Annotated in this window: 6 protein-coding genes; 4 read left to right on the top strand and 2 right to left on the bottom strand. The window is 51.3% G+C overall.

All coding sequences use genetic code 11. The annotated features are described in order from the left end of the window. Positions 1-389 precede the first annotated feature (389 nt). From B036_RS32645 to B036_RS0124675, 4 genes are all read left to right on the top strand, one after another. A complete protein-coding gene (locus B036_RS32645) occupies positions 390-2306 on the top strand; it encodes a hypothetical protein (protein ID WP_020571423.1) in 1917 nt (638 codons plus the stop codon). A gap of 692 nt (positions 2307-2998) precedes the next feature. Further along, complete coding sequence (locus B036_RS0124685) at positions 2999-3382, top strand: VOC family protein (RefSeq protein WP_020571422.1); 384 nt, start codon at positions 2999-3001, stop codon at positions 3380-3382. A gap of 13 nt (positions 3383-3395) precedes the next feature. Beyond that, positions 3396-4502 (top strand): family 20 glycosylhydrolase, encoded by a 1107-nt coding sequence (locus B036_RS0124680; protein ID WP_157472401.1) that lies wholly within the window; start codon positions 3396-3398, stop codon positions 4500-4502. Between the two features lie 60 nt (positions 4503-4562). Next, positions 4563-7841: an amidohydrolase family protein gene (locus B036_RS0124675; RefSeq protein WP_157472398.1), complete on the top strand. Its 3279-nt coding sequence runs from the start codon at positions 4563-4565 to the stop codon at positions 7839-7841. 111 nt (positions 7842-7952) lie between these two features. Here the strand turns inward: B036_RS0124675 and B036_RS0124670 are convergent, their stop codons facing one another. Further along, positions 7953-10136 (bottom strand): bifunctional alpha,alpha-trehalose-phosphate synthase (UDP-forming)/trehalose-phosphatase, encoded by a 2184-nt coding sequence (locus B036_RS0124670; RefSeq protein ID WP_020571419.1) that lies wholly within the window; start codon positions 10134-10136, stop codon positions 7953-7955. A gap of 127 nt (positions 10137-10263) precedes the next feature. Beyond that, a complete protein-coding gene (locus tag B036_RS0124665; RefSeq protein ID WP_020571418.1) occupies positions 10264-11667 on the bottom strand; it encodes a hypothetical protein in 1404 nt (467 codons plus the stop codon). Positions 11668-12058: the final 391 nt, after the last annotated feature.

The raw sequence follows: 12058 nt of genomic DNA, 5'->3' as shown, positions 1-12058 counted from the left end.
TGGAACTGACCAACATCAAGGCTTCCGGCGTACTGACTTACACGCTGACGGCGGGTGAGTTCACCGCTTCTAAGAAGATGGTGGTGGTTAAGTAAGCACCGGTTACTCAGCCTTTAGGCTGGAGTTGCCAGCTAAAGGCTGGGTAACCAAAACGAAGCCCCGCTGCTCCTGAAGATGGAGTGGCGGGGCTTTTTTTATTAACGAAAACTTCCTTATCAAGTCTGGCACTGGCTTAACTTCCTTATCGGGAGGTAAAGCGGAAAGGTGAGCCATCGGGATAAAAAAGGCAGCCTATTTCAATGTTGCTGGCATCCGTACCTTAGCCGGGAATTGCGGTTATTTGAATTCCCGCATCAACACTTTTGCCGTTTAGCAAACTAATAAGTTTAATGCAACTGTTACACTCAATTGTAGACCAAATTGTTAATGCTCCGACGGAGGATATTGATGCTTGGCGGGACCTCTTCGATTATTTTCGTAAGGAATATCAACAACGGGGTGATGTTAAGCGGGCTTTTACCGATCTGGAACATTTTTTACGGGAAGACCCTACGCACCAAAAGGGCCTGAAAGACAAAATACAAGACGTTACTAATAACTACAATTTCTTTTCCTTTTTTGCCCAGTATTCGCTGCTCGATGAAGCCGGATTTGCCAGTGGCGTCTGGGGCAGGTTAAAGCATAAAGTAATTCCCCGGATCCCGGAGGAAACCGATATCCAGCATTTCGTTGGCACCGTGATGAAATTGCCTTATGATTTGCGCTGGATAAGTCAACTACCAAGAGACGCTCACCAAAGGCTCTTCGGGGCCAACGGCCCGCAGCTGCACACCGATCACCTATTCTCAGAACTCGACACAGCCATCAGGGCCCTCGGTGTAAAGATTAGTTCCTTTGGCATGGATCACGGCACTACTCACCTGTACCGTCAGCTGGGCATGGATACGTCGCCCTTCTTTGACCTGCAATCTGCCCTCAGCAACGACCTTACCACCGAGAATCTTTCCGCAGCAGCAACTGCGCTTGAGGAGATATACTTTACCATCACCAACCTCCGGCTGCGTAAAAACGAAATCGGCACCAGCCTGCGCCTCACCTACCAAACGAGCCGGAGCCTGTCGAAACTGGCCATTCTTAAAGACCTGCTCCAGCTTAGGCAAACTCCGACCCATACGGAGCATTGGCTAAAAGTTGTGTACAACTGTCTGCGCAGTGAGGCTTCCCGTTTTAGTGTTCGCCAGTTCATCAATCGACAGCTGGATCTCCTCTCCCTGGAAATTGTAGAGCATACCGCGCGTTCCGGAGAGAAGTATATCGCGGAGAACCGGTCAGAATACTTCGGTATTCTCAGGGCAAGCATGCTGGGCGGTTTACTGATTGCCTGCTTCGCTGCCGCGAAGATTTATTTCGACGGTCTCCAGCTGGCAGAGTTGCCCGAAGCCGTGCTCTTCAGCGTCAACTATGCTACGTGCTTTGTACTCGTCAAGACTTTTGGAGGCATCATTGCCACGAAGCAACCGGCGATGGTAGCCTCCACGATCATCAAAAACATTGATCAGAACAACAATCTCAAGCTATCAAGCCTTCATGAAATCGTCAATTTGATCAAGAAAGCAAGCCGTAGCCAGTTCATTTCCTTCGTAGGTAACCTCTCCATTGCCTTCCCCCTGGCAATGCTGATCAACCGGGCTATTTCTGCCTATACCAAAAGTCCCTTCATTTCCTCTTACAAGGGAGAATACCTATTGAACAGTCTCTGGCCCATCGCTGGCGGAGCCATTGGGTTTGCTGCCATCGCAGGGGTTTTCCTGGCGCTTTCGGGGCTTATTTCCGGCTATTTCGACAATAAAGTGGTGGCTAGTCGGCTGCACCCACGGCTGGTACGTCACCCTTTCCTGAAGTCCTTTCTATCGGAGAAACACCGGGAGAAATTGGCCAAGTACCTTTGCAAAAATATTGGTGCACTCAGTGGCAACGTCAGCCTGGGGTTCTTCCTCGGAATGGCCGGTTGGATCGGTTTCATTACCGGGCTCCCCATCGACATCCGGCACATCGCTTTCAGCTCGGCCAATTTTGGCTTTGCCTTCCAGACCGTAGAAATGAGCACCATGACCATCCTGCTGGCCACCCTCAGCATTCTGCTGATTGGCCTGGTCAACTTTGCCGTTAGTTTCGGGATCACGATGTACCTGGCGCTGAAGTCGCGGGGAATCACCTTCGTGAATACCTTTAAATTACTGGGGCAGTTGGTTTGGGAGATTGCGTTGCGGCCGTGGGCGTTTTTGGTGGCGCCGGAGAAGGGGTAGTTGGTGCGTTTGTCACTGGTTTAATGCTAATGCGATTGCCCGTAACTTCGGGGCGTAGTCCTAAAACAAAGTGGGGCATAATCTCTCCTTGCTTTTACCTTTTCATTGCACCCGCGGCCGCGCCCTAAGGAAAAGCTGACACATAAAAGCAGTCCTGCTGATTCAACTTACCCGGGCCAGCCGCTACACGGACATCACGTGGAGATTTTGCGACATCACCAGCCCAACGGGTTCGTCACAGTCCCAGCCCGTTTCAGCCCTTTTAGTTGGTAGCCCTGCCCTTTACGGCGAACTTAGTGGCACACTCCTCCTTCCGGTGGCCCTGGTAAAGCAGTGGCCTCCTTACCATAGGTTGGAAGTATTCGCGCTAACAACAGTCACCTTCACTGCCCCCGCAGATTTGTGTGAAGATGCAAAAACCGGACCGCTGGGGGCATCGGGATCATTTTACCAGCAAAGACACTAAGTCGGCGGGCGGCGCGCGGGCGTTGGGCGATAATAAATTACGCCAGCATGTCTGTTATTTTTGAGCGGCCACACAGAATGCTGTGAACTAGTTTTAGCAGGGCCTGAAACTTGGGCTTTGGGGTAAGGTTTTTCATAATGACTTCCGATATCATTCATTTCAACTTTTCGCCCATTAAGCTTAAACTACTATTTTTAACAACACAGCCTTTAACAATCCTAAGTAAATGCCAACTTTCTCCTTTAACCATATTGCACTTTCCGTAAAAGATGTCGACCAATCTACTGCGTTCTATCAAAAGGTATTTGACTTCAAAGAGATTAAGAATACTGCTTCTGATTCTAAAACCAGATGGCTATCGATTGGTGAAGGAAGACAGCTTCACCTGATACCTCGTCCAAATTTTGAAATAAAAACCAACAAGGCAGTTCATTTTGCTTTCTCCACACCTGATTTTGATGCTTTCCTATTGTTGATAACAGCATTAGCTATTCCCTACACTGATTGGTTGGATACACCTAACAAAGATTATATTAGAGCCGACGGAATTAAACAAATCTACCTTCAAGACCCCGATGGATATTGGGTTGAAATAAATTATGATTGCTGATAAAGTCAATGCCATGAAACTCCTCCTCCCCCTAATCTTCACACTATTAACCACCAGTCTAAAAGCCCAACCGCCCTACCCCAGCCCCCTGGACACCATCCTCCCCGTCCGAGGACTCTGCCTTGGTGCCCCTTCCACCGAAGACCTGGACCGTTTCGTAAAATTCATAGATGAGGAATGCAGCCGGCTCAACGTCAATCTCCTCGTGCTGCGAATAGGCACGAGCTACCGTTACCAAAGCCGGCCAGAGCTGGCTAATCCTGATGGGCTGACGAAAGAACAGGTCAAGAAAATCGTAGCGGCTGCCCGGAAGCACGGCATCCGGATCGTGCCGATGGTGAACCTACTCGGCCATCAGTCGTGGCATGGCAAACTGGGTAAACTGCTGACCGTCTACCCGGAATTCGACGAAACGCCCTGGGTGGACCTCCCCACCGGAAAATACGAATGGCCCAACGAAGACGGCCTCTACTGCAAGAGCTATTGCCCGCTGCACCCGGGCGTACACGACGTCGTCTTCGACCTGGTGGACGAAATTACGGAAGTCTTCGAAGCCGACGCTTTTCACGCCGGGATGGACGAGGTCTTCTACCTGGCCGAAGACAAATGCCCGCGCTGCGGCGGCAGAGACCCCGCCGAACTCTTCGCCGGAGAGGTCACACGCATCCGGAACCACCTCGCCGCCTCCGGCAAGGAGCTGTGGATCTGGGGAGACCGCCTCATCGACGGTAAAACCACCGGTATCGGAGAATGGGAGGCAAGTATGAACAACACCGCCCGCGCATTACACCTGATCCCCAAAGACGTGGTGATCAACGACTGGCACTACGATCGGGCCGATCCCACTGCAGCACTCTTCGCGCTCAACGGTTTCAGGGTCATTACCTGCCCCTGGCGAAAAAGCGACGTTGGGCTCGCGGAACTGGACCTGATGCTCAAATTCCGCGCTGGAGCTACACCAACTACAAAGGATCGTTTCCAAGGAATGATGCAAACCGTCTGGTCCGGCACCAGCCATTTCCTGGACGTCTACTACGGCGAAGCTGAGAACAAGGACCCGAATGGGGACCAGGATGCCTGTTTTAAGGAGTTGTTTCATGCCATTGGCCAACTTAAGTAGACCTTCATTTTCGGCATATGAAAAAGGCGGGCTACCTTGACCCCAACCAAAAAAATCATCGTGCGCCAAGTCCTAGCCTCCATCTGCCTTCTATTACCACTTTTCATCGCTGCCCAGGACAAGTGGGACGTCTCCGCCCCCACCGGCGAATGGAACTGGAAAACCACCAGCTTCACCACCACCGAAGGTACCTGGATGAGCCTCGACCTCAGCCCCGACGGAAAAACCATCGCCTTCGACATGCTTGGAGATATTTACACCTTGCCCATTGAAGGCGGTAAGGCGAAGCCCTTACGCACCGGTATTCCCTGGGAGGTACAACCCCGTTTCAGCCCCGACGGCAAGCACCTGCTGTTCACCAGCGACGCCGGTGGTGGCGACAACATCTGGGTAAGGAACCTGGCGACAGACAGTACCCGGCAGGTCACCAAGGAATCCTTCCGCTTACTCAATAACGCAACCTGGACACCCGACGGTCAGTATTTCGTCGCCCGGAAGCACTTCACCTCGGGCCGCTCCCTTGGCGCGGGTGAAATGTGGCTTTACCACATCAGTGGTGGGGCGGGTATCCAACTGACAAAGCGGAAGAACGATCAGCAGGACGTCAACGAACCGAGCGTATCCCCCGATGGTCGGTACGTATACTATAGTGAAGACATGTACCCCGGTGGGTCTTTCCAGTATAACAAAGACCCTAACTCACAGATCTATGTGATCAAACGGCTGGACCGGGAGACGGGCGACATCAAAACCGTTGTCAGTGGTCCGGGCGGAGCCTGCCGACCACAAATTAGCCACGACGGGAAGAAATTGGCCTTCGTTCGTCGTGTACGCACCAAAACCGTGCTGCACGTGATGGAACTGGAGAGTGGCCGTACTTACCCCATCTTCTCTGGCCTGAGTAAGGACCAGCAGGAGGCCTGGGCCATATTCGGGCCCTATACTGGTTACGACTGGACGGCCGATGATCAGGAAATCGTCGTTTGGGGCGGAGGTAAGCTATGGCGCGTACCGACCATGATGCCCGCCAACGGTAAAGAGAACGAGGCTAAAGAAATACCCTTCAGCGTAGACGTAGAGACCAAAGTATCCGAAACAGTCCGCTTCAAGAACAACGCATTTGACGACAGCTTCGACGCGAAGGTGATCCGCCACGCAGTGACTTCGCCCAACGGGAAAATGCTGGCATTCAGCGCCCTGGGCCAGCTGTATACAATGAACCTTCCGGACGGAAAGCCGACACGGCTTACCGACGAAGACAATTTTGAGTTCGAGCCGAGCTTCTCGGCGGACGGAAAAACCATCGCCTACGTCACCTGGAGCGATGATGAACTGGGTTGCCTTAAAACCATCTCTGCATCCGGCGGCCCCGCCCAAAAAGTGAGTAAAACACCCGGCATTTTTCGCACCCCGAGCTTCTCTCCCGACGGAAAAACCATCACCTATTTCCGCGAAAGCGGCAACAACCATCAGGGATTTGCCTATTGCCAGGAACCTGGCGTGTACACCATTCCTGCTGCCAGCGGCGAAGAAACCCGCATCAGTGAAAGCGGTGAATATCCCGTATTCAATCAACGGGGCGACCGCGTTTTCTTTCAGAAAGGCGGCTTCCTTTTCGGCGCACTCAGTAAGGAATACTGCAGCGTTAAAGTCGCCGGGGGCGACGAACGCACCCACCTCAACGCTAAGCATGCCCAGCGCTTTTCTATAAGTCCTGACAACAAGTGGGTGGCCTGGTCGGAGCTACATAAGGTGTTCGTGGCCCCCTTTGCGATGACCGGCAATAAAGTCACGCTGGCCGCTGCTGGAAAGAACCTACCCGTGGCCCAGGTTGCAAAGGACGCCGGCATCAACTTACACTGGTCAGCCGATAGCAAACGATTAAACTGGACGCTCGGCAACCAGCTGTTCAGTGACGAGCTCACCGAGCGTTTTCTCTTCCTTGAAGGCGCCGTTGACAGCGTGCCCCCCATGGATACGACGGGGATAACCATCAAACTTGAGGTCATCGCAGACACCCCGGAAGGTCGCATTGCCCTAACCAATGCCCGCATTATTACTATGGAAGGCAACGAGGTGATCGAGAACGGCACCATCATTATCAACGGCAATAAGATCGAGAAAATGGGGGCGCGGACGCGGGTGCCGGCAGGCGTAAAAAGCATTGATTGCAAGGGTAAGACCATCATGCCCGGCATTGTCGATGTACACGGTCATCTGGGAGATTTCCGTTATGGTCTCAGCCCCCAGCGCAACTGGTATTACCAGGCCAACCTTGCCTACGGGGTTACAACGGCCCACGATCCGAGTTCGAACTCAGAGATGATTTTCAGTCACTCAGAGATGATCAAAGCTGGCAAGATGCTTGGCCCACGCCTTTTCTCCACTGGTACCATCCTCTACGGTGCCGAAGGTGATTTTAAAGCGCCGATCAACAGCCTGGAGGATGCTCGGTCAGCCATCCGACGTACCAAAGCGTATGGTGCCTTCAGTGTAAAGAGCTACAACCAGCCCCGGCGGGAGCAACGCCAGCAAGTAATCCAGGCAGCACGCGAACTCGGCATTATTGTAGTACCTGAAGGCGGCAGCACTTTTCATCATAATATGACCATGCTTACCGACGGACACACTGGTGTGGAACATAATATCCCCGTCGCCCCGCTCCATCGGGACGTCCAGCAGTTCTGGCAATCAACTGATGCGCATAATACCCCTACCCTGATCGTAAATTACGGCGGCGTGAACGGAGAATACTTCTGGTACCAGAATACAAAGGTATGGGAGCAGGAGCGTTTGTTGACCTTCACCCCACGTGGCATCGTTGATAGTCGCTCCCGCCACCGCACGATGATTCCCGATGAGGAGTACGACAATGGCTATCAGCTTACCAGCCGTTCACTTTCCAAGCTAAACGATCTTGGCGTTGGGATCAATCTCGGCAGCCACGGACAGCTGCAGGGCCTCGGTGCCCACTGGGAACTGTGGATGATCGGCCAGGGCGGCATCAGCAACCATGATGCCCTGAAGGCGGCGACCATTAACGGTGCAAAATATTTAGGCATGGACCACCAAATAGGCTCCCTGAAAGAAGGGAAACTTGCTGATTTGATCATCATTGATGGTAATCCGCTGCTAGACCTGCGCGACTCGGAAAAAATCACGCATACCGTAATCAACGGCCGGATATACGACGCCAAGACGTTGAACGAAGTTGGGACTCGGCAACAGAAGCGAGGCAAGCTCTGGTTTGAGCAAGCGGGTAGCGGCAACAACTGGCCGGCTTACCAGCAAAGCTTTGGGGCTGCGGGGGAGCATTGCGCTTGCCGGGGGCATAACTAAGTTGGTCTAGTGGACTATTGGCAGGGCAACAGACCAATAGTCCACTAGACTACTAGACCATCTTTGTCTTTTTAGCCTTCGTACATTCTAATGTGTTCGAATATCCCAGGGTTACTTTTTTCCCAACAAAGTCTTGAACATCTTCCGAACCTCACCTACACCAGAAAGATTGTACTTGGCTGCGGTGCGGTCGGCACCGACCTTGATGCTGACACCGCTTTCCGGAAGCGCAGCGAAAATATCTTCATCGGTTGCATCGTCGCCAATACCCAGGACAAAGCCCCAATTTTTCTTACCAACCCAATGGCTGGTTGCCTTTCCTTTATTGACGCCGGCGTTTTTGATTTCCACCACTTTGTTTCCTTCCAATACCTGGAGGTCCTGGTTTTGGATTAAATAGGTAAGCATGTCCCGGAATTCACGGACACGTTTCTGCCCGAGGTCACGGTCAATGCTCCGGTAGTGCCAGGCGAGGCTGTAGTCTTTAGTTTCGATGAACGACCCCGGCGTTCTGGCCACCAGGTTTTCCAGTAATTCCATGACTTTAGGCATCCAACCATCCACAACGTTTGGATTTAGATGCCACTCGCCGTTTTCCTTCATCCATACACCATGTTCAGCGGCCATTTCGACGTCGAGATGCCCCAGCCATTTCTCCAGAGTTCCCCGGTCCCGTCCACTGTTGATCACTACGTTGTTGCGCTTATCGTCTGCTAAGCCGGTAAGGATCGCCAGGGTCCCCTCATCAGGGTTAACTGCCTGAGGGTCTTCGTGGAAATTCATTAATGTTCCATCATAGTCGATGAAAAGCAAGCGTTCTTCTGCTTCCTGATATTTCTTGAGAACTTCGTCCAGGGCATCTCCGCCAAGGTGCGTAGTATTGGTCATGCGGTTTTTGTCTTTAAGTTTCTTTTGTTCTTTAATGAAGGTAGCTGCCCAATGCTTTACGTCGTATCGTTTGAGTTTTACTTGCATGAGCTCCAGACGAAGTTGCTGTTCTTCTCCCGACATTTCCAGGGCTTCCAGCAATGCTTCCTCAATTTCCTGATGGCTTTGGGGATTGACGGTAATTGCACCGTCATTGAGTTCGTAGACCGCACCCGCCATCTCACTCAGGATCAACACACCACGTTTTGAATCCTCCTTGGCAGCTACATACTCTTTGGCGACAAGATTCATACCGTCTCTGAGTGGAGTAATCAGTGCAATATCCGCCTCTCGATACAAGGTGGTCAGTGCCGCGAAATTTAGGGACCGGTAATAGTAGTGGATCGGCATCCAGTCAAAGGTTCCGTATTCTGAATTCACCTGACTGACCAAGACGTCCACTTCAGTTTTCAGGCTTTGGTACTGGTCAACGTTAGCCCGACTCGGTACAACGATCATGATTAGGTTCACCTTGCCGATGTACTCCGGGTTATTTCGTATGAAGCGTTTGAATGCCCGGACACGGTGAGGAATACCTTTGGTATAGTCCAGGCGATCTACGCTAAGGATGATCTTCCTACTGGCGTGGAGTTTCCGGATTTCCCCGCTGCTCTGGTCTGTGTCTGCATTTGCGTCTGGGTCTGCGTATTTATCGTAGTTGATTCCCATGGGGAATACATCGACATTGACTTCACGTTCATCAATGTGTAACCGACCGAACTTATGCTCGTAGCCCGTGATCCGGTAAGCGGCAGACAAGAAGTGCCGCATGTACCCGAAAGTATGAAAACCGATCTGGTCGGCTCCAAGGATTCCATCAAGGATTTCTTTACGCCAGGGGAGGATACGGAAGACCTCGTAGCTAGGGAATGGGATATGGAGAAAAAAACCGATGCTGATGTTTGGGAAGCGTTCCCGGATCAGTTTGGGCAGTAGCATAAGTTGGTAGTCATGTACCCAGACCATGTCTCCGTCACGCAGGTGTTTTTCTGTTTCCTGAAAAAACTTATAATTTACCTCCTGGTAAGCGGACCACATGTCATCATTGTAGGCCGTATACTCAGTAAAGTAATGAAAATGAGGCCATATGGTCTTATTGCTGAACCCTTCGTAGTAAAGGTCAATTTCCCGTTCCGTAAGGAAAACCGGTGCTAATTTCCGTGGAGCAAGATCATTGCGGATGCTTTCTTTTTCCCACTCATCGGCAATATCCTGGCCGGGCCAGCCGATCCAGAGTTTATTGTAATCCTCGTCGAGCGAGTTAAGTCCAGTTGCAAGCCCGCCGGCACTGGGATGATAATGAAGTTCACCAGCCGAACGATTTATCGTGATTGGCAGGCGATTGGAAATAATTACGAGTCTGGACATCTAGATGGGATAGCTTGGTGAAGAGTACATGATGGGACAATAAGCCAACTTTTATGGATATAACAAAGAAACGGCCGGTTCCATTTCTTGGAACCGGCCGTTTTCTTGCATGTTTATACAAGTTGTACTATTCTTCGACTTTCTTTTTACGTGGTGTCTTGAAGAATTCTTTCAACTGTTTTTCAGTCATGAAGCCATATGCCATCCAGGTAGTCATAGTGGTTTTCTTGATGTCACGGTAGTCCTTACCACGCTTGTTGGTGTAGACCTTCAATAACTCCTTTGTGTACTTTTTAGCCAACGAGCGTAGCTGCTGGTTGAAAGACTCATTACCAAATACCTTAATGTAGGCTGGAATCTGCTTTCCGGTGATCTCAAACCACTGCATGTATTCTTCCTCCGTGGTTCCAAGACCGGCAGCGACTTTTGCGAAGTACCCGAAAATAGTCTGGCGGATGTTCTCATTGAAGTTGCTCAGGCCACTATGCTTGGGCTGTTCTTCCTGAATGGCTTCCTGTACATCAGGACTAACAAATCCGTCGGCGTGAATTTTGTCCGTCAGGTTAAAGTAGGCCGTCAGGTCATCTTCAATAGAACGGTCGATGATGGCACCGAGCATTTGTTCCTGCTCAGGTCCGAAAGGAATCGCAGAGTCATTCTTCAGGCTGAGGATGAAGTTTAGTATAGCATCCGCAGTTGCCTCGGGCTTTTCCTTACGTTCACGGTTGATCGCGGCGATGAGTTCAGGCTCGCTCTCATCTGAAGGGGTGAAGTAGGCGCCGTAGATGGCCATTGGCTTCAAAATCTCCTCCCGGCCAGCAAATTCAGGGCGGGTCACCATTTCATGCAACGTAGGCAGCAGTGCATCGTTATTCAGCGATCCGCTGACTCGGAAGAGCAGAAAATCAATCATGGCAGTGGTGTGGGAAGTAAGTTCACCAACTTCAACCGGGAATGGAGCGTAGTGGTAGTTACGCCCTTTAAACTGCCGGCGGTACCGCCGCTCGATCCTGCGTCGTCCTTCCATGGTCCGCGCATCGCTGCTGCGCTGTGCCTGCATGAACTGACGTACTCTCTTACTTGAAATATTATTGACCAGGCTGGTAACAAAAATGTCGCTACTCAGGGCGAAGCCACACTGTACGCTTTGGCCAATCCGGTTACTCAGTTGGTCGAAGTTGCTGTTCTGGGCAATAGCCTTCAGAATTGTTCCAAAATGGTTATTCTGCCGGGCATAATAGTAGTGTTCTGTAATCTCTCCACGAAGTACCGAGTAACCCAGTACGCGTGGTAAAAAGAGGCCCTCAAAGCGTTCGTCCAGTAATTTCAACTCAAAAGATTCAATTTCCAGTGGGCTGAAATCAATCATCTGTTGATAAGCCTGTTCGATTTGTGGTTCAAATTCGAGCTTCAGCAAATCATAAAACTGATCCTCCTCTTCTTCGAGGTAACTGGCCAGATTAGGGCTGGCCTGAATGGCTTCCGCGATGGCTTCCAGATGTTGGGCGTATGCTTCGTTAAGTTCGTACATGGTAGACTAAGATGCTTAAGTAAAAAGAAACCTGATAATGCCGTTTTGGCATTATCAGGTTTGTGCACTCCCGTGAGTGCGCTGCAAATGTACGCTTTTGCGGGAGGAATTGTTGTATTTGGGGAAAAAATGTTACGCTAACACAAAGGACCCGCACCGGCCGAGGGCTTTCAGCCCGGGTGCAAACGGGGCCGAAGACTTCCGGAGCGGGTAAGCGCGACAGCTACTAAGTCAGGCACCGGGCAAAATCGCTGCGCTCCCTTGACCGGCTCGGGCTAAAAGCCCTCGACCATTGCCTCCAACGCACAACATGAGTCATCCCGAATTTTGAGCCCACATTAAAGTGAGGCAAATCGAGATGGCCATTCTAAGTCTGTAGAGCGGTATCGAG

It is taken from the genome of Neolewinella persica DSM 23188 (assembly GCF_000373105.1).
GTDB lineage: Bacteria > Bacteroidota > Bacteroidia > Chitinophagales > Saprospiraceae > Neolewinella > Neolewinella persica.
This window is presented reverse-complemented; position numbering and strand designations above follow the sequence as displayed.